At 57.8% G+C, this 17,492-nt stretch carries 18 protein-coding genes and 1 pseudogene; 7 read left to right on the top strand and 12 right to left on the bottom strand.

Features of this window, described 5'->3' with window-relative positions; all coding sequences use genetic code 11:
* Positions 1–38 precede the first annotated feature (38 nt).
* The 9 genes from M2497_RS21315 to M2497_RS21275 are packed head-to-tail and all read right to left on the bottom strand — an operon-like array spanning position 39 to position 7,506.
* Positions 39–2,792, bottom strand: a complete 2,754-nt coding sequence (locus tag M2497_RS21315; protein WP_248482992.1) for a conjugative transfer ATPase — start codon at positions 2,790–2,792, stop codon at positions 39–41.
* Entirely contained in the window at positions 2,792–3,208 is a 417-nt protein-coding gene (locus M2497_RS21310; protein WP_248482990.1) for a TIGR03751 family conjugal transfer lipoprotein, read from the bottom strand. Before M2497_RS21310 ends, M2497_RS21315 begins: the two co-directional genes overlap by 1 nt.
* The gene (locus M2497_RS21305; RefSeq protein WP_248482988.1) at positions 3,171–4,688 is read right to left on the bottom strand and encodes a TIGR03752 family integrating conjugative element protein; all 1,518 of its coding nucleotides are present in this window, start codon (positions 4,686–4,688) and stop codon (positions 3,171–3,173) included. Before M2497_RS21305 ends, M2497_RS21310 begins: the two co-directional genes overlap by 38 nt.
* Positions 4,688–5,491 carry a TIGR03749 family integrating conjugative element protein gene (locus tag M2497_RS21300; RefSeq protein WP_248482986.1) on the bottom strand — a complete coding sequence of 268 codons (804 nt, stop codon included), beginning with the start codon at positions 5,489–5,491 and terminating at the stop codon, positions 4,688–4,690. Before M2497_RS21300 ends, M2497_RS21305 begins: the two co-directional genes overlap by 1 nt.
* A complete protein-coding gene (locus tag M2497_RS21295; protein WP_248482984.1) occupies positions 5,488–6,129 on the bottom strand; it encodes a PFL_4703 family integrating conjugative element protein in 642 nt (213 codons plus the stop codon). Before M2497_RS21295 ends, M2497_RS21300 begins: the two co-directional genes overlap by 4 nt.
* The gene (locus tag M2497_RS21290; protein ID WP_248482982.1) at positions 6,126–6,539 is read right to left on the bottom strand and encodes a TIGR03750 family conjugal transfer protein; all 414 of its coding nucleotides are present in this window, start codon (positions 6,537–6,539) and stop codon (positions 6,126–6,128) included. The genes M2497_RS21295 and M2497_RS21290 overlap by 4 nt, the downstream gene beginning before the upstream one ends.
* Positions 6,540–6,546: 7 nt before the next feature.
* A complete protein-coding gene (locus M2497_RS21285) occupies positions 6,547–6,918 on the bottom strand; it encodes a TIGR03745 family integrating conjugative element membrane protein (protein ID WP_104993674.1) in 372 nt (123 codons plus the stop codon).
* A gap of 17 nt (positions 6,919–6,935) precedes the next feature.
* Entirely contained in the window at positions 6,936–7,175 is a 240-nt protein-coding gene (locus M2497_RS21280; RefSeq protein ID WP_248482980.1) for a TIGR03758 family integrating conjugative element protein, read from the bottom strand.
* Positions 7,162–7,506, bottom strand: coding sequence for an RAQPRD family integrative conjugative element protein (locus M2497_RS21275; protein WP_248488242.1), 345 nt, complete (start codon positions 7,504–7,506; stop codon positions 7,162–7,164). The genes M2497_RS21280 and M2497_RS21275 overlap by 14 nt, the downstream gene beginning before the upstream one ends.
* A gap of 880 nt (positions 7,507–8,386) precedes the next feature.
* Between M2497_RS21275 and M2497_RS21270 the strand changes: the two genes are divergently transcribed.
* A complete protein-coding gene (locus M2497_RS21270; protein ID WP_248482978.1) occupies positions 8,387–8,554 on the top strand; it encodes a hypothetical protein in 168 nt (55 codons plus the stop codon).
* Positions 8,555–8,615: 61 nt separating this feature from the next.
* Here M2497_RS21270 and M2497_RS21265 read toward each other — a convergent pair whose 3' ends face one another.
* Complete coding sequence (locus M2497_RS21265) at positions 8,616–9,632, bottom strand: AraC family transcriptional regulator (RefSeq protein ID WP_248482976.1); 1,017 nt, start codon at positions 9,630–9,632, stop codon at positions 8,616–8,618.
* A 264-nt stretch (positions 9,633–9,896) separates the two neighbouring features.
* Here M2497_RS21265 and M2497_RS21260 point away from each other — a divergent pair, with 264 nt between their 5' ends.
* From M2497_RS21260 to M2497_RS21250, 3 genes are all read left to right on the top strand, one after another.
* The gene (locus M2497_RS21260) at positions 9,897–10,280 is read left to right on the top strand and encodes a c-type cytochrome (RefSeq protein ID WP_248482974.1); all 384 of its coding nucleotides are present in this window, start codon (positions 9,897–9,899) and stop codon (positions 10,278–10,280) included.
* Between the two features lie 19 nt (positions 10,281–10,299).
* Positions 10,300–11,697, top strand: a complete 1,398-nt coding sequence (locus M2497_RS21255) for a D-arabinono-1,4-lactone oxidase (protein ID WP_248482972.1) — start codon at positions 10,300–10,302, stop codon at positions 11,695–11,697.
* A 65-nt stretch (positions 11,698–11,762) separates the two neighbouring features.
* Positions 11,763–12,977 (top strand): DSD1 family PLP-dependent enzyme, encoded by a 1,215-nt coding sequence (locus M2497_RS21250; RefSeq protein WP_248488241.1) that lies wholly within the window; start codon positions 11,763–11,765, stop codon positions 12,975–12,977.
* An 86-nt stretch (positions 12,978–13,063) separates the two neighbouring features.
* Here M2497_RS21250 and M2497_RS21245 read toward each other — a convergent pair whose 3' ends face one another.
* A complete protein-coding gene (locus M2497_RS21245) occupies positions 13,064–14,017 on the bottom strand; it encodes a transporter (protein ID WP_248482970.1) in 954 nt (317 codons plus the stop codon).
* A gap of 212 nt (positions 14,018–14,229) precedes the next feature.
* Here M2497_RS21245 and M2497_RS21240 point away from each other — a divergent pair.
* The 3 genes and pseudogenes from M2497_RS21240 (at position 14,230) to M2497_RS21230 (ending at position 16,573) form a co-directional block, all read left to right on the top strand.
* A pseudogene (locus M2497_RS21240) lies at positions 14,230–15,238 on the top strand (AraC family transcriptional regulator).
* A gap of 181 nt (positions 15,239–15,419) precedes the next feature.
* The gene (locus M2497_RS21235; RefSeq protein WP_248482968.1) at positions 15,420–16,175 is read left to right on the top strand and encodes a class II aldolase/adducin family protein; all 756 of its coding nucleotides are present in this window, start codon (positions 15,420–15,422) and stop codon (positions 16,173–16,175) included.
* 101 nt (positions 16,176–16,276) lie between these two features.
* Positions 16,277–16,573 carry an SCP2 sterol-binding domain-containing protein gene (locus M2497_RS21230; protein ID WP_248482966.1) on the top strand — a complete coding sequence of 99 codons (297 nt, stop codon included), beginning with the start codon at positions 16,277–16,279 and terminating at the stop codon, positions 16,571–16,573.
* Between the two features lie 34 nt (positions 16,574–16,607).
* Here M2497_RS21230 and M2497_RS21225 read toward each other — a convergent pair whose 3' ends face one another.
* Positions 16,608–17,219, bottom strand: a complete 612-nt coding sequence (locus M2497_RS21225; protein ID WP_248488240.1) for an SDR family oxidoreductase — start codon at positions 17,217–17,219, stop codon at positions 16,608–16,610.
* Positions 17,220–17,492 lie beyond the last annotated feature (273 nt).

The following is a 17,492-nucleotide window of genomic DNA, read 5'->3' as shown; positions in this document are numbered from 1 at the left end:
CTGCCGGATTGGCCAAAGCTGGGAGCGCCACACCTCCCTTATATGGGCTCTATTCCTCGTGCGCTATCGATCCGTTCAGCTACCCGGTAAGCCGCTTCCAACTCCGAACAGCCATTCTCCTGCATCAGTGTCCAGCGTTCGGCTTTTTCCTCGGGCTCTGTCATGGCCAAGGCGAGGTAAAGACTGGGTGGCACGGCTCGAAACAGCGTCTCGAGCTTTTTCGACAGCACCACTCCCTCGGTGTATTTCCCCGGCTCTTTGCTGGCGGAGAGCAACAGGGCTTTCTGCGCCGGTGAAAGCTTCTTGAACCGTGCGATTTCTTCGATTTCCGCGGGCGGCATGTTCAAACAAATCCACCATTCGATCATGTTGAGCATGGTCTGCGCAGCCGTGGGAAAATCAGCAAGGTTCTGCGTCGCCAGCCAGAACCAAGCGCCGAGCTTGCGCCACATCTTCGTCCCCTTGACCACGAACGGCGCCAGCAACGGGTTCTTGGTGATGATATGCCCCTCGTCGGTGACCATGATGATCGGTCGGCCCAGGTACTGGTCGCGCTCGGCGAGGTTGTTCACGGTGTTCATCAAGCTGATGTAGCTGATGGACATCTGTGCCTCGTAGCCTTCGCGCGCGTAAGTGGCAAGGTCGACAATGGTCACATCGCTTTCGGGCCAAGGCGTGCCTTCGCGATCGAACAGTTCACCCTCGAAACCCTGGCAAAATAGGTCGATGGACTCGCCCATTTCCTGGGCACGCTCGCGACGTTTCTCCGGCAAGTGCGGGTCGGCGGCGACGCCCAGCAAGGCGTCGCGTACGTCGCGGGTCAGTACCTGGCGACCCGCCGCGACGCAGGTCTGCGCCGCATCGAGAATGCACTCGCGGATCAAGCTGCGATCGGCTCGACTCAGGCGCGCCTCTTCCTTGGCCTCGCCGCCGGTGATCATCAGGCGGGCAGTGATTTCCAATTCGCCGAGAACATCGCGCTGGTCTTCGCGACTGGATATCGCTTCATCGTCCAGCTCATCGATCGATAGGCTCGCCACCTCATCCGGTTGCTCGATTAGGCGCCAGGCATCGGCGAACGGGGCGAGACTAACCGAGGCGCCAGGTTTCAATTGGACCTTATTGACCGACAAGCCCTGTGTCGCGAAGTAGTTGCCCTGCAAACCAAACGAATTGCCGGCCTCGACGATAAATAAGCGTGGGCGGTACACCGCCATGATCTGCATCAGCAGGGTGACCAGGGTGGCCGACTTGCCGGCACCGGTGGGGCCGAACAACAGCAGATGGCCGTTCATGGCCCGGTCCAGGCGTGACAGAGGGTCGAAGCTCAGTGGCGAACCGCCGCGGTTGAACAGGGTGATGCCCGTGTGGCCTGTGCCGGTGCTGCGACCCCACACCGGAACCAGGTTCGCCAGGTGCTGGGCGAACATCAGCCGCGTGTACCAGTTGCGCGTGTCGCGGGCTGGGTTGTAAGCCATCGGTAGCCAACGCAGGTAACTGTTGCAGGCGGCGACTTCATCGCCTTCGCGTACCGGTTGCAGCCCCGCACCTAGCAGCGCGTTGGCCAGGCTGACCGAGTGTTGGTGCAATTGCTGCTTATCGTGACCGCGCACGTAGAACGCCAGGGTCCCGCGGTACAGCTTGTGCTGGCGACCGATGATCGCACGGGCCTCTTCAACATCTTGGCGGGTCTGAGTCGAGGTCAGGTTTTCACCGATGGCTTTGCGAGCAAGGCGGTTCAACTGATCCTCAAGTACATCCTGCGGTTTGACAACCAAGGTCAGACTCATCACCGTGCCTTCAGGTAACTGGTCGAACAGGGCATTCACCGCGTCGCCCTTGCGGGTTTCTCCAGTGAGTTGACCAATCAAGGGCGCCCGGCGAAGCTTGTCCACCACCATGACCCGGTGGGGCTGATCGTCAAAAAACCAGAGTCCGTGCTGCACATCCGAACGCGGTTCGTTGAAGAACAGCCGCTCGGCAAAGTCATGATCGAACGGCAGTTCCAGCGACACACCATCGCCCGACTCTGGATAGGCCACGCGGCGGTAGAACTCCTCGGGCTCTTCATCGCTAAGCTGGGGGGCCGGATTGAACCAGGGCAGCAGCCAGGCATACAGACCGCGGCCATCGACTCGCGTCGATTGCACCCCACATGCTTGAAGCGAGGCACCGATTCGTTCGCAAGCCTGTTGCAGGGATTGCACCGGGGTGAGCCCCGTTTCCTCAGCGTTAGACTCGAGCCAGCGATAGACCACCAGGCGTACCCGTCGGTTATTGCCACGCCAGGGCAGGCGCGTCACCACCTTATCCTCAAACAGACCGCCGGGCTTGGCGATGGCCTTCAGATGACGGCGGCTGAGCTCCAAATACGCCTCGGTGAAGACCGTGCCTCGTGCTCTATCTTGGATATAGTCGGTGAACTGGGTCAGGTAGGGGGTGAAGTTGTTGTCGTCCTGGCAGAAAAACTGCGCCACCCAAGGCGCTTGATCCAGCTCATCGAAACTGTCCTGCAGGGCATCTTCGAGGGCATCACGCGCCGCCATCAGCCAATCAGGTTCGCGCCCTTCGGTGCCGATGGGCAGTAACTCGAACACCGCAGCCACCGAGCGGTTGTCATCCAGTAGAAAACACTGTTCGGTGTCGAGGTATTCGACCCACGGCAGGTGATCGGTGAAGCTGGGGTTGCGCGCATACAGTGCAGCTTCATCTGCCAAGGTGGCGCGAGGGCGCAATGGGTGGCGCCAGGCTTTCCACGCAGAAGTGCGGTTGCCCGAATCGCCGGTACGCACTACAAGTCTTCCTGACGTTCACCAGGCAACGCGTACTGCACTCGTTGGTAGAACGGAAAGACGGTCGAGTAACCCGGGATCGGTGCCTGCTCGGTACCACTCAAATGCGGATACACGTACAGCACCAGATCGGGATTGGGCAGGCGCGGGAACAGGTTGTGGATCTCGTTCGCCGCTGTGCGCGTGTACGGTTCCTGGAGAGAAGAGGATAAATCTGCTTGGGCCAGCGGACGGCGTAACTGTTGCCGAGCCTCCAGCAGTTGCTGCTGAGTGCCTTGCGAACCGGCGCCGTTCCAGATGTCCAGCATGGTTTGCTCGCCGTGAGGCAGCAGCGTGTCCTTGTCGGTGGAACATCCCGTCAGTACCCAGCAAAGCAAGCTAATCCAGATCAGACAGGGAGGCATGGTCTTTTTCATGGCGAACGCTCCGGCCCTTGGGCTCGTAGTCGATGGTGATCTCATGGTCGAGGTGCAGTGCGACCTGTGCGGCGGGTGGCACATACACGGCAGCGAAGGTTTCGCCATACAGTTTGTTGACCCACTCGCGGATGTCGCTGACCCCACCACTGAGAATTGAATTCAGCGCGCTATTGCCACTGCTGCTGGTGACCCCGAGCGTACTGCCGCCCGAACTGATCACACTGCTGTTGTTCCGCTCATCCCCGAGCAAGGCGGCGACACCCGCACCGGCGGCAGTGATCAGGCTCTGGCTGCCGAGGTACTGTTGGGCGTTCGAGCGGCGCTCGCCAGCGATGCACGGAATGCCATACGGATCGGACAGGTAACCGAGGCCGCCACGGATCTTGTCGGTGTTCGAGCTCTGGGTGGTGGAGGCATTGCGGCTGGCTACTGCCTTCGGCTGAGGTACCGTGCGTATGGTGCCGTCTATGAATACGAAAGTGATCGACTCGACTTGCCCGCGCACGCAGGACAGGGTCCAGTCACCGGACGCCGTGCCGCTCATCACGGCCCCCGCGACGTCCGGCAGGTCGATGCCGTTGGCGGTCAGGTTCTCCGGGCCGACCAGTACCTTGAATGGGTAGGGATCATTCACTGTGCCGTCCACCGGGACTCGGCCGATCAGCGCGGTCATGGCGACCGAGCCCATCAATGTCGCGTTTTCGGGAATGGTGTAGATCGGTTTCGCGCCTTCGGTACGATCAACGGATCGCGTCAGGTCATGCTCACCCTGGGTGACTGCACGCAGCTGTTTCTGGCTGCGATCAATAGCGTTATCGTTCAAGCCCTCCAGTGAGTTGAAGGCACTAGGCAGGCTCAGTGCGGAGGCGGTCTTGCTTTTGCCTCGGGCGTCGGTGGGCCGAGCATCCGAGGGTTCAATCCACTGCAGCGCATCATTGGCAGGATGCTGTCCGTCAAACTGAGCACCGTCGCCAGGCTCGAGCCCCAATCCGATTGGCATATCCTTGCCTTTGCCGGTCAGCCCCGACAACTGATCCTGCAATTGCGTGAGCAGACCGTGAGCCTGACGACTGTCTTGTTCCGCTTTGAGTCGGGCCTCGTTGGCTTGTCGACGGCCTTCGTCGACCTGCTGGGTCACGCTGCCAAGCGCCGTCTGGATACGCGAATCGACACTGTTCTCCCGTTCGCGCAGGCGGTTGTTTTCCGTCTGCAGCGACTCGTTGTGTTTCTTCAATCCGAGCATGTCGCTGCGCATGGCCTTCACCTGGCCGACCAGGGTGGCGACCGTGTCGCGTGGGGTATCGCCCGCAATGCCGAGCGACTTGGCTTGCTCGGCGGATAACTGAATGTTGCCCTGATCAACTGGGTTCTCTAGGGAGGGCGTGCTGCCACCCGCGACCCAGGTTTTCAGGATGATCAGCACCACGCCCAGCAGCACAGTCGGTACCAGCCATTTGAGCAAGGCGTTAGCTTTCATCAATCTGCACCTCGCGCAACGGGAGGGAGCTGCACGGCGTGTTCGAGGCCGGCACCGCGAGTGACGAGGTAGGCGATCGTGGTGTCTTCAGCACTGCCGACAGGCCCTAGGAAAGCATGCTGGAAGGTCGCGGCGAACAGCTTGGCCTGAAGCCGACGCGGATCGAGTTGCACCGTCTCTGAACCACGATTGCGCAACTTCACCGCCGTCACCCAATAATCACCGAGTCGCCAGGCGGCGATGGATGTGCTGGACACGTTTTCGGTCGGCAGCAGGGTCGGCAGTTCAGTGCGCAGCTTGAGCGGTACGCGGCGTACGCCGGGCAGGGATTCTAAGGTGCGCAGCGGCGCGTACAGGCTCTGTGCGGCGTAGCGCGTCAAAGCGACCGGGATCGGCGTACGATCTGGAACAGTGAGGGTGCTAGATTCCATCTCGGTAGTCTGCACCGGAGCATTCTTGAGAATACGCACGGGCTCCAGCGGTTGATCACCAGGCGTGGCCGCGATATCCAGCAGGATGATCTCGCCCGTTGCGACCGATTGCAGCTGCAGTCGGGTCGGTGCAATGGTTTCCGACGCGCGCAGGTACAGCGTGCCGCCGGTAGATTGCACGCGTAGCTTGCCCGTCAGGGTTGAGGGCACACCGACTCGAACATCCTCATCGACGAAGATCACCCGCTCCTGATTGATCACCAGCGGGACCGCGAGGGGGAGGCGTTCCCAGTGCATTAGCTCGACGGACTGCGCCGCAACCTCCCATAACATCAGTACGACAGTCAGTGCCAGGGTAGACATCCGCTTCATGGCTCACCTCCAGGCAGGGAGATTTTTTGCGGTGTGCCCTGATAACAATCCAGTGCCAGTCCCCACTTATTGCGTTCGGGGTCCAGATCAAAACGCACCACGCGCAATGGGTAACGCACCACCACCCGTTTCACCGGTTCGGCGGCGTAATACTCATCGGCGTTGAGGTCGAGCTTGACCAGCCAGCTGTCGCGATCGAGTTGCTTGACCCTGAGCTGCGGATCTTCGCTATAGCCTCGGCCCAGGATCTCGTAGACGCCGCGCACCCGCTGGCGCAGTTCACCAGCGGCCTTGCGATACTCGTAGTCGCCGTCGAGGAAAGCCTTGCAGGAAGGTGTCAGGTAGGACTGCAAACCATAGATAGCGCGGCGATAATCCTGCTCGCCATCCGAGGGCCAGCGGTTGAGCTGACCAAAGATGTACAGGGCAAAGGCATACACATTCTCTGAGGGGATATCCCACCACTTTCGAGTGCTGCCCGAGCGCAGATCCGGTGGTACATGCACGGTCAGATCGGTCGGTGCCGAGCGCCAGCCGTACCAGAGCCCGGCACAGACCAGGGCAAGGATCATTACCGCCAGACGCAAGCTGAAGATATGGGCCTGTTGGGCGTCCACCTTGTTCCGAAAACGACTCATGGTTGCCACCGGGACAGGGCTGGGCGCAGTCGACGCGAACGGCGAACCGTCCAGGCGCCAGAGTGGAGAATCAAACTTCCGCGGCCCAGGCGCCAACGGCTGGCCAGTATCCATTCGAACTTGCGGTACAACCAGGTCTCGGGGCGGGCCCGTTTGGCCCGACGCAGTAGCGTGCCACCGGCAAATAACACCACCGTCATGCCTGCGATCATGCCGGTCGGTGCCACGGCAATGGAGGCGGTGGCAATCGCCAGAGGAACACCCAGCACCAGGCCAATGAACGCACCGATACCTAGCGCTATCCACATCTCATCGTTGGTCAAACCGCGCAACACGGCGGGATCACGACTGAGTCGCTCCGGCAGAAAAACCAAGGTGCCGTCGGCAAGACGATCGATAGAGTCGTTCACGCCAACCTCACAAAATTGCGGCGGCCTTGGTCAGGAACCAGATGATGATCACCACTAGCAGAGCGCCGATACCGACCACTGCGCCGAGGTCCTTCCAGGTCTTGCGCTGGTTTTGCACGTCGGCGTAGACGGTCAGGGAATGCCAGGCCACACCGAGAAACGCGAGCAGGGCGATCAGCAAACCGAGCAGTATGCCGCCGTCGTAGGCGTAGTTTTTGATCGTCTCGATCAACCCGGATCCTTCTCCGCGCGAAGGAGCTTCCATGGTCGGGAGTTCGGCAAAGGCCAGGCTTGGACCGAGCACCAACAACAAGCCGATTAGGCGTTGACTGGCACGATCACGCAGGTTGTTTTTCAGTGGGGCAAAGCACTTGAACATGACGGTGATCTCCGGTTTTAGGACAGCGTGAAGAACATCAAAACCAACAATGTGAGAAGTACACGGGCGTTACTGCCGCCAAACGTGCCGAAACGCACACTGCCTGTCGCCCATCCCCGGTAAGCCGTCCACATCATCCAGGCACACCACAACAAAGCCAGGACGAGAACCAGGGACAGCCACAGTGTCGAACTGCTCTGTGCCGAGAAGCCGGAAGCATGTTGGAAGGCGGCGGTCTGGGCGTCAGTCATGCTCATGGCGAGGACTCTGCGGATGGGGGGCGAGACGGTATTCTCCGACCAACTCAGTGGAGTCGCGGGGTTGAGCGCGAGAGGGGGATAAATAGCCCTGTATACCTTGACGAATGCGTTGGATGTCTTGAGTTAGGCGGGGATACTCGAAGCGATAACGCTCGTTTGATTCTGCCGAGCTAGCTGTCTGGGCTTTTGTCGCAAGATGTTCGATAGTGTCGAGTTGCTGCAAAATCAGACTCAACTGATCCTGTTCATGAGTAGATGCGGCATAGCTGCCAATATTGAACGTGATCAGTACGATCAGACAGCAGACTCGGCATAATATAGTTGGCATGTGGATAGCCCATTTGGTGATGGGGCTAGCATCCAACTGACAAATAGGACTCAGCAGTAAAAAATACGAAACACACTGCGTCATGTTATTTCGGTACAGGCGCTGAGCATGTAGCGAGCTCGGTCATACTGTCTAAGCTATGATCGCGGAGAAATCACGTATTGGAACGCTAATGCGATCTCGATCTATAAGCGTCTACCAAGGTTGATTGCAAATGATTGGTCAGGTGAGTGAAATACCCAGCTTTTAGCAGATCTGGAAGTGGCTCCAGCTAACGGTGTGTTTAGTAGTGGCCGATCCTCAGGGTAGGTCACCAGTTGGCTTAGCCGTTTACTCACGGCAGGCAACGACAACTCCAGATGGCGTGCTACTTCCGTAAGACCGGCACGCGTAGCCACCTGCTGAAAGAAACTCAGGCCAGTCATTGGATGGATGCTCCGGGAAATAAGACAGGCAATAAATTCGACTGTACCGGCGTGCCTGCGCGTAGCCTTGTTTGCCCAGGTTGCGCATAAATTGCCGGTTCGACGTGGCCGCCTTGGATGCGCCGTCTTAAGGCTACCGGGCAATTCATCTGAGCCTTCGGTTGTAAATCCTGTGTGGATCAGTTGTGTATCGGTACTGACAGATCTTTGCCTGGGGCAGGCGTTACTATTTTGCGCGATGATAACTTTTCCTACCCGCCTGCGATTGCGAGTCTAAAAACTAATAAACTAGTTGCCCAGACAGGATCGGAAGAAATGACTGTCAGTCGTTGTCTACGCTGGCGCGAAACTTATCCGCCAGCGCCATCAGCGGTGCAGCGTATTGCGCCACTACCGTCTTGATCGACTGCGGGGTGGATAAGCTGATATTCAAAATATGGTCCTGGTAATTGCGAATGCCGAGTGGCGTTGAAATAGCCACCACTTCGGGCTTCGGGATTGGTCCGGGCGCGGGGCATTTGATTGCCGACATCGTCAGCGGCGCAACGCCGATTGTCGACCCGCGGCCTTATCACCCAGACCGATTCCGCAAGTCGGCGTGGGGCAAAGTGGCGGACTTCTGAGTCAGTTCGGCTTGGTGTGATTGAATTTCTCCTCGATCAGTTTTCAGTGACATAAATCTCACTACTGAGTCTGTCGAGGCCCATGCCCGGTCCAGCGCTTGAATGCTCTGCGAAAGTTGTGGGCGTCACTGAACCCCACTTCATACGCCACTTCGTCAATGGTCAACCGTGGGTTGCCGAGCAGGGCGATTGCACGGCTCATGCGGATTTGGTCCAAGACATTCTGGTAGGACCTCCCTTGGTCTGCCAAGCGCCTGCGCAAGGTTCGATCACTCATGCACAGTTGCGTAGCGACGGCTGACAGGGACGGCGTCTGACGCAGATCTCGACGTACGATACGCTCTATGGATTCGATGAACTCATCCTCTATTGACTGCTTGGGAACGTTCATCTGAAGAAAATCCAAAACCTGCCGGTGGCTCAATGGGTCGTAGGTCGCGATGCGTTTTTCTGCCCAATGGACGTCACAGGCGAACAGGTTTTCCGACTGGTCATAACGGATAGGGCATTTGAATACTTGGTCGTAATGCGCTGAGTAGGACGGTTTTGAATAACTGAGTTCGATAAAGCAGGGGGCGAAGGTATCGCCTACCAATGTTCGTACCAAGTTAAGAAAAATACCGAAACTTTCTTCCACCAGAAACGGTTGGATATCCGGCTCGTGAAAGAGGCTGCTGGCACGAATCGTCAGGTATTTTCCGCTATCGACTCGCTCCAGTTGCAACAGCACACCAGCATGACGCTGCATTTTGATGCCCAGGTCGATCGCCTCACCCAGGGTCGGACTGGTGAGCATCGCATACCCCACCAGCCCGATCGAGCCGATTGTTTCTTGAGTGCCTATATCAAGCCCCAACCCACGGTTGCGTCCCTGGGTGCACGCCAATGCCCGGCGGATCATGGACGCGGCCTGACGAAAGGACACCAGGCAGTCAGGGTTTGAAAGGTCCGCTATCTCGAACCCCAGGCCCATGCATAAACGTACCGGGTCAATACCGAAGTCCTTGCTCATGCCGGCAAGGCAACGCAGAAGATAAGCATGAAAATTGGCTGTGGTGTAACGAGCGGAACCGTCCATCCAGTGCCCCTTTTTTGTTTGATTCTAAAGCCCAGATCCAGGTCGCGCGCAAGTATTTATCAACGGCACGAAGACTCCAAATAGAAACTACGGGTTTACGCCCCTTTAACCTTCAGTTAGCCAAGGATGGCCGCTAATGCCCCCATTCTGGCCTCGCCTACCCTGAACAGGGTCAGGCTCTTGCTTTACTTTAGCGTTGACTGAATGCGCGGTCGTTTCCCATAACAAAAAGCCTGCGAGACAGGCGTATTCGAGAGGACAGCCATGCGGCCCAGGCCCCCACTTTATCTGCGTATCGCTCATATCGGCTTGCTGACCGCCTCGATTGGCCTACTCACGGCCTGTGGCGATCAATCAAAATCCGTACAACCCACTACCAATGCCGCCAACGCGATGCCGACGGATAAGTCACTCGCGCCCATCTATGACACCAGTTGCAAAATCTGCCATGCCAATCCGCCGTCGGGGGCGCCTCAGACGGGCGACTCAAAGGCTTGGGCACCCAGGATCGCGCAGGGCGCTGACACCCTGCTGGACCACATCATCAATGGCTATAAAAGCATGCCGCCCATGGGGCTCTGTGTGCAGTGCTCGGAAGAGCAATTCCTGGCACTGACAGCCTTTATGTCCAGCCAGGAAATCAAATAAAAATCACCGGGGTACCTTCATGGCTACGGATCTTTCACGACGTCAACTGTTGCAGCATGCTGCCATAGCCGGCGCGTTTACGGCGTTAACAAGTAACAGCGCATTGGCCCAATTGGTTCGAGCACCGCGGCTTATCCCTTGGCGCAACTGGTCTGGCGGGCAAAGTTGCCTGCCGTTGGCGCGGCTGGCCCCCAAGGATCTGGATGAGCTGGTTCAGGTTATACGTCAAGCACCGGGCAAGATCCGTCCCGTGGGCTCGGCGCATTCGTTCAGTGCGCTGGTGCCGACTGACGATACTATTTTGTCGCTGAGCTATTTCAACGGTTTGCTCGATCATGACAGCAACACCTTGCAGGCCGAGTTTGGTGCCGGCACGCCGATGTCGCGCATGGGGCCGGCGCTCAAGGAGGTGGGTCAGGCGTTGAAAAACATGGCCGACATTGATTACCAGACCTTGGCTGGCGCCATCTCAACCTCGACCCACGGCACCGGGGCACGCTTCACCTCTTATTCGGGGTTTATCAGTGGCCTGCAACTGGTGACTGCCCAAGGTGAGGTGCTTGACTGCGACGCTACACATAACAGCGAGATTTACACCGCTGCGCGGGTCTCCCTGGGCGCCTTGGGCATCACCACTAAAGTCCGTATGCAAAACCGCACGCCTTATCGGCTGCGTGAGCGTCAATGGGTCGCCAAGACCGAAGAACTACTGGAGGACGTGGAGAAAAACGTCCGGGAAAACGATCATTGGGAAATGCTGGTTCTAACCCATTCCGACTACGCGCTTTCGATTGCCCTGAACGAAACCACTGACCCTGAAACACCGGCTCTCAGTCCGGAAGAGGCGAGCGGTAACGAGTTCGCCACGATCGTAGAGAAGCTCGACAAGTATGGCAGCGACTTCCCCTCTGCCAGGCGCACGCTGCTCAACAGCTTGCGCTTTGTCGCCGACTTCGAAGACCGGGTCGGCGATTCGTTCAAGATCTACCCCAACGTGCGTACGATACGTTTCAACGAGATGGAATATTCGATTCCGGCGCAGGCCGGGCCCGCCTGTTTGCGTGAGATTCTCAAGCTGATCGACGATCGGAACCTCAGCACCTGGTTTCCCATCGAATACCGCTATGTGAAGGCCGATGATATTCCCTTGAGCATGTTCGAAGGCCGCGACAGCTGTTCGATTTCGGTGCATCAGCACTACCAGATGGACCATCATAATTTCTTTGCTGCGGTAGAGCCCATCTTCTGGAAATACGGCGGGCGTCCGCACTGGGGCAAGCTGCATAGCCTGAATGCGCGCAACCTTCAGGCGCTGTATCCACGCTGGCGGGAGTTTACCCGGGTGCGTGATCAACTGGACCCGGGCGGCAAGTTTCTCAATGCGCACTTGTCATCGATTCTGGGAATGGCCCGATGAACCGCAGAGCATTTATGCTGGGCGCCGCTGGAGCGGGCGCGTTGATGGTCGGTGCGGGGGCATGGCTGCGTCCCGGCGACCGGGGCAGTCCTTACACCGCCTATTTCAGTGCATTGAACCGCGAGCTCAAGGCTCATGGGCCGATGCGACCGGTGATGCTGATTGATCTCGATCTGCTCGACCACAATATAGATCTGGTGACACAGTCGGTTGGGCGCGCCGGGAAGCACTTGCGGCTGGTGGAGAAGTCTCTGCCGTCACCTGGATTGCTGGCCTATATCACAAAACGTGCGAATACCCAGCGGCTGATGTCGTTTCATCAGCCGTTTCTGAATCACGATGCGCTGACGTTTCCCGAGTCGGACATCCTGATCGGAAAACCCTTACCGGCACGTTCCGCCGAAGTGTTTTATCAAACCCACCGGGGATCCTTCGATCCCTCCAGGCAGTTGCAATGGCTGATTGATACGCCTCAGCGATTGACGGAGTACCTGGCGTTGGCTGAAGGGCTGGGTGCGCGAATACGCGTCAATATCGAACTGGATGTTGGCCTGCATCGTGGAGGCATCGCTGACGACGCTATGTTGGGAAAAATGCTCTCGTTGATCAGCGAACATCCGCAGCATCTGGAGTTTTCGGGATTCATGGGGTACGACCCATTCGTGGGTATGGGCGTGCCCGGCGTTCTCGGCTCACCCCAGGATTTGTTCGACAAGGTGATGGTCATTTACAACGCCCGTGTGAATTATGTGCGCCAACGGTTCCCGGCGCTTTGGCGCGATGGGCTCACACTCAATACCGCTGGCAGCCCCAGTTACGGAATGCATGAGCAGGAGCGTTTGAGCAGCGAAGTTTCAGTAGGTACGGCATTTCTCAAGCCCACCCATTACGACCTGCCATCCCTGGTCGAACACGTGCCGGCTGCCTTTATTGCGACACCGGTTTTAAAAAGTACAGGCGCCGTTGAGTATCCGGCGCTGGATGACAGGTCCCGATTGTTCTCCTGGTGGAATCCCAACCAGCGCGCGACGTTCTTTATCTATGGCGGCAACTGGATGGCGGAGTTCGAGTCGCCTAAAGGCCTGGAAAGCAACGAGTTGTATGGGCGCAGTTCCAACCAGGAAATGGTCAACGGCTCACCGGCTGTGTGCTTGAATGTCGAGGATCAGGTGTTTTTACGTCCAACCCAGACCGAGTTCGTGCTGCTGCAATTCGGGGATTTGTTGGGAGTGCGAGGGGGGAAGATCGTCGAGACCTGGCCGGTGTACGACAATGTCTGAGCGCAAGCTGTAAAAGAGCCCTGACCAGCGCTCACCTCGCTCCGGTGTACCGAGGCAGCGAGGGGCGCTTTCAATCCCTGGGCGGGTCAGAGTGTGAAGGGCACACTGACCTTGGCCCAGAACATTTCGCCTTCTTGCCGATTCCGCGCATCGAACTCCTTGGCCCAGCGCATTTCAAAGCTCGCATATTTGAGAAAGGTTACATACATCGCCGGCCCGATAGCCGTCACCTGAGTGCGTACACCGTCGTGGACTTCCTCGCCGAAAATGTTCGTCACGGTTTGACCATCCTGTTTATCGTCGGTGGTTTGCTTGAGGTAGTACCCGTTCAGGCCCAGCCTCACATTTTCGCTGACCTTGTAGGTGGCTGAGTAATCGAAGTGGAGAATTTGTCCTGAACGGTATTTCGTATCGGGGTTGGTTTCGTTGAAGCTGTACGTGGATCGAATGGACAGTTCCGTGCGCTCGGTAGGTAACCAGGTTGCGGAAAGCACAGGTTTGTAGGTGTAGAAGTTATTGCTGGTATTGGCCAGGCGTGTGGCGTCGTATTCACCCGTGGGTAGGGTGACCTCAACCGCAGCCGCCAAGGTCAGGTTTTTCCCCATGTCCCACAGAACAATCGGGGCGAAGGTGGTATCCCCCCAACTTGAGCGCTGATCGCTCACGCCGAACATACTGACGTGCAGAATGTTGTAAGGACGCGCCACGTATCCCCCCAATCGCCCGCCCAGCACCCAGAACGGGCTGAGGTAGTCCAGGCGCGGGACAAAGGTGTCAGAAGATATTTTTACCTCGGAGACCTTTCCGCCCAGTGAACTCATGTTCAGTTTTTTTGCTTCGTAGTGGTTGTAATAGATGTTGAACGCAAACATGTTGTCGGGGAGGTTGTTCACATCCAGGGGCAACATCATTACCCCGTCAGTGCCAGGGCTGATGTTATCCACGCCACCTTCAGTTGCGTGAGCGGTGAGGCTGACGAGTGAGGCGAAGGCGATACTGCTGACCAGGTGCAAGGGTTGAAGTGTGCGGATCGGTTTCATAAGTGGGCTCATTATTATTGTTAGGCGCGCTGTGAACTTGCCAAGACGCCCTATAGAAATAATGCTTTGATGCGTTGCGGGGCAGGGGGGGGGAGGCCAGATTGGGGGCATATGAGGACAGTCTTTGTTCGTGCGTGGATACAGGCGGGCAAATGTCTATGATGCCCTCCCGGTGAATCCCCAGGCGGCTCATTCAGTCAGGAACCTTGAACATGCAGATGGACGTCGATCAGCACCAGGAACTCGCTCTGGTGTCGCCCCTTATGATGCTGACGCTGGCACAAACCGCGATGCGAGAGGGCGTCAGTGGCCAGAGCCTGTATCGCGGCCTGGGCTCCACCCTGGAGGATCTGCAGGATCCGGAACAGCGCATTTCCTATCGTCAGGCGTTGGCAATGATCCAGCTTGCGCTCAAGGCGGTGCCTAGCCAGGGTTTGGGCTTGCGCGTTGGGAGCCGGAACGTGTTGGGCACACTTGGGTTGCTTGGGTATGCCCTGTCACTGTGCAGGACCCTGCGCGATGCATTTACGATCAGCGCCCGCTATCAGAGCACCAGTGGTGGCATCGCTCATGCGACCTTTCACGAAGGGCCGCGTGAAACCTTTGTCGAGATCGAGAGCCAACTGTTCGATAACGGTGTCCAGGTCTTTTGCGCCGAAGAGCTGTTCGCCAGCCTCATGGTAAATGGCCGGGCCTTGCTGGGCGTTGACTTTAGCCCGATACGCGTAGAGTTTATGCACGCCGCTCCAGGCCATACTGACGCCTATCAAGCGATATTCGGCCCCGATATACGCTTCGGTTGCCTGCAATACCGGCTGGTGCTTTCGACTCACTGGCTGGACACACGTCTGTCCAATCACCATCCGCTCGCCTTGCGTCAGGCATTGCAGTTGCTGGAGACACAAAGCACCCAATGGCATCGCAAGATGGACTTGATCCAGGCAGTGGAGCGCGAAATATTCCGCGATTTGCAAGGCAGCAGCATCAGGAGCATTGCCCAAAGCCTGAACATGAGTGATCGCACCCTGCGTCGTCGGCTGACCGAACATGATGTTGCGCGACCAGGTACGTTACATGCGCTCCCAGCGTTTGCTGGAAACCCTGGGCCTGTCCGTCGAGCGCGTTTCCCATGAGCTGAGTTACAGCGACATACGCAGTTTTCGCCGCGCGTTCAGGCGCTGGACGGGACAGACCCCCAGTGCTTTTCGGGCACGCGATTGAGTCGGTTTCTTCAGGGCATCCAACAGCCGTATCGGCGAACTCGCGTGCAGGCGCAACCCTGTGCTGATGCTGACCTGAAATGACTCCCAGCTGTCCCTTTGAGCAACGGAGAAGCCCTGGGCCTGGCTTTATGCTTACCGTGTAGAACTGACAATAAGAACCATACGGTAAGGAGATTCAAATGCACATGCCTTCGCTCAAGGCGCAAGTGAGTGAGCAGGAGTGGCAGCTGCGATGTGATCTGGCGGCGTGCTATCGACTGGTTGCGTTGTATGGCTGGACGGATCTGGTGTTCACTCACATCAGTGCCCGTGTTCCAGGCCCGGAACACCATTTTCTGATCAACCCGTACGGGCTTCTGTTCGAGGAGGTCACGGCGTCTTCACTGGTGCTGGTGGATCAGGAGGGCAATCAGGTTCGCGAGTCCGGATTCAATGTGAACCATGCGGGCTTTGTCATCCACAGTGCGGTCCACGCCGCTCGCAACGATGTGCAGTGCGTGCTGCATACGCACACGCGCACGGGCGTTGCCGTAAGCGCACAACGGGCCGGCGTGTTACCGGTGTCGCAGCAGGCGTCATTCGTCCTCAGCGGGCTTGGCTATCACGATTACGAAGGAGTCGCCCTGCGTGATGAAGAGAAGCCGCGGTTGCAGGACGACCTGGGCCCGAATACGTTCCTGATGTTGCGCAACCATGGGCTGCTCACGGTCGGCCGAACCGTCGCCGATGCGTTCCTGGCGATGTACATGTTTGAGAGTGCCTGCCAGATCCAGATCAGCGCGCAGGCCAGCGGCGACTTGCTGACCATTGATCCGCAGATCCTCAAAGGCGTGGCTGACGCAGCGCGGGTGCAGACCGAAGGTCTGGGAGGCGGTTTTGTCTGGCCGGCCTTGCTGCGCAAGCTCGATCGCATGGATCCCCACTACAAGGACTGATCGGCGCCTTCGCGCCACGTACCGCTCGACTTCCGGGCGTAGGTCCGGGAAATCATGTTTATCAATCCCGAGTGCTTTGAGCACTGTATTGGAGTTTCAAGATGGAATACCTCGCCGAAGTGACCGAAAAATTCAAGTCCTCTATCGCAAGCGGCCCTGTTCCCGCTACCAGCCTGAAAGTCCACCTCAAGGACATAGGATTTCTCTGCGTTTCGGGCACCACAGTGTCGAACGACGATATCGAGGCCGATACAACCATCTCCATTTCACGCAAGGACTTCGAAAGCCTGGTGGCGGGCAAGTTGAACGCCCCGGTGGCGTTCATGCAGGGCAAGATCAAGATCAAGGGCGATCCGGGGGCTGCCTTGCAATGGCTGCCGGTGTTTCAGCGAGGTTAAAGAAAAAAGTCATGGCGATTGATATCTCTATGGCTCAAGGGCCCCAATAGCACCGACAGGTCGGCGTTATTGGGGCCTTTTGCTTAGTGAGAAGTTTCGGCTCGCCATGCCTGTTGCGCCTGTTTGCCGATTTTTTCCATCGTGTCGAAGAGATTGCGCATTTTTTTCGGGTCGGTCCCAGCATTCGGATCGCGCGGGCCTGTTCGGGCGGCATACACTTCAACGGATTTTTCTTGATGGCCTTGAACAGGGTTTGCGCGACGAACTCGGCCGTCACCGGTTCACTGGCAAAGGCAAACGCCGAGGCACCATGCTGAGCTTCCTGCTCCAGCATCAGGGTTTGCGTTGATGTCGGGTGGAGAATGGTGAAGTTCACCGGGCCGTGGCGCTCCTCCAGCGCCAGCGCATGATGAAAGGCGCGCAATGCCTGTTTCGACGCCCTATAACTGGCGATCCCGGGGATGGGCATGAAAGCGGTCATGCTGCACACCGTCACTATGTGGCCATGACCCTGTTTGCTAAAACGCCTGAGCACCGCCAAGGTGCCGGTGAGGGGGCCGAGAAAGTTGGTATTCAGGGTGCGCTGGTGTTGTTCCAGCGCAATGTCCCTGGCGTAACCGGGGCACACGATGGCCGCATTTTTGATGAGAATATCGAGCTGGCCGAACTGCTCGAAGGTCGCATCGATCGCATGCTCCCACTATACGGCCGAACAGATATCCAACTCGACGGCGCGGGCTTTTTCACCCAGAGAGGCTGCCAAGGCGTGCGCGCCTTTTGCATCGATATCTGCCAGCATCACGTTTTGTAACCCAATGAAACCGCGAGCCTGGCACTTGAGGCGCCAATACCGCTGGCGGCACCGGTCAGCAAGATAACCTGTGGTTTTTTATTCTTCATAGTGCTGTTCCTGTCGCTG

The sequence above is a fragment of the Pseudomonas sp. CYM-20-01 genome (genome assembly GCF_023169845.1).
Lineage (GTDB): Bacteria > Pseudomonadota > Gammaproteobacteria > Pseudomonadales > Pseudomonadaceae > Aquipseudomonas > Aquipseudomonas azotoformans.
Note: the sequence above shows the minus strand (reverse complement) of the source record. Positions and strands in the feature narration are given on the sequence as shown.

Bases quoted from the DNA above. Each gene is read 5' to 3' on its own strand.
- M2497_RS21235 (WP_248482968.1), top strand. From the start codon at position 15,420: ATGCACATGCCTTCGCTCAAGGCGCAAGTGAGTGAGCAGGAGTGGCAG.
- M2497_RS21245 (WP_248482970.1), bottom strand. From the start codon at position 14,017: ATGAAACCGATCCGCACACTTCAACCCTTGCACCTGGTCAGCAGTATC.
- M2497_RS21275 (WP_248488242.1), bottom strand. From the start codon at position 7,506: ATGCCAACTATATTATGCCGAGTCTGCTGTCTGATCGTACTGATCACG.
- M2497_RS21310 (WP_248482990.1), bottom strand. From the start codon at position 3,208: ATGAAAAAGACCATGCCTCCCTGTCTGATCTGGATTAGCTTGCTTTGC.
- M2497_RS21295 (WP_248482984.1), bottom strand. From the start codon at position 6,129: ATGAGTCGTTTTCGGAACAAGGTGGACGCCCAACAGGCCCATATCTTC.
- M2497_RS21265 (WP_248482976.1), bottom strand. From the start codon at position 9,632: ATGGACGGTTCCGCTCGTTACACCACAGCCAATTTTCATGCTTATCTT.
- M2497_RS21260 (WP_248482974.1), top strand. From the start codon at position 9,897: ATGCGGCCCAGGCCCCCACTTTATCTGCGTATCGCTCATATCGGCTTG.
- M2497_RS21280 (WP_248482980.1), bottom strand. From the start codon at position 7,175: ATGAGCATGACTGACGCCCAGACCGCCGCCTTCCAACATGCTTCCGGC.
- M2497_RS21230 (WP_248482966.1), top strand. From the start codon at position 16,277: ATGGAATACCTCGCCGAAGTGACCGAAAAATTCAAGTCCTCTATCGCA.
- M2497_RS21255 (WP_248482972.1), top strand. From the start codon at position 10,300: ATGGCTACGGATCTTTCACGACGTCAACTGTTGCAGCATGCTGCCATA.
- M2497_RS21285 (WP_104993674.1), bottom strand. From the start codon at position 6,918: ATGTTCAAGTGCTTTGCCCCACTGAAAAACAACCTGCGTGATCGTGCC.
- M2497_RS21305 (WP_248482988.1), bottom strand. From the start codon at position 4,688: ATGAAAGCTAACGCCTTGCTCAAATGGCTGGTACCGACTGTGCTGCTG.
- M2497_RS21300 (WP_248482986.1), bottom strand. From the start codon at position 5,491: ATGAAGCGGATGTCTACCCTGGCACTGACTGTCGTACTGATGTTATGG.
- M2497_RS21270 (WP_248482978.1), top strand. From the start codon at position 8,387: ATGCCGAGTGGCGTTGAAATAGCCACCACTTCGGGCTTCGGGATTGGT.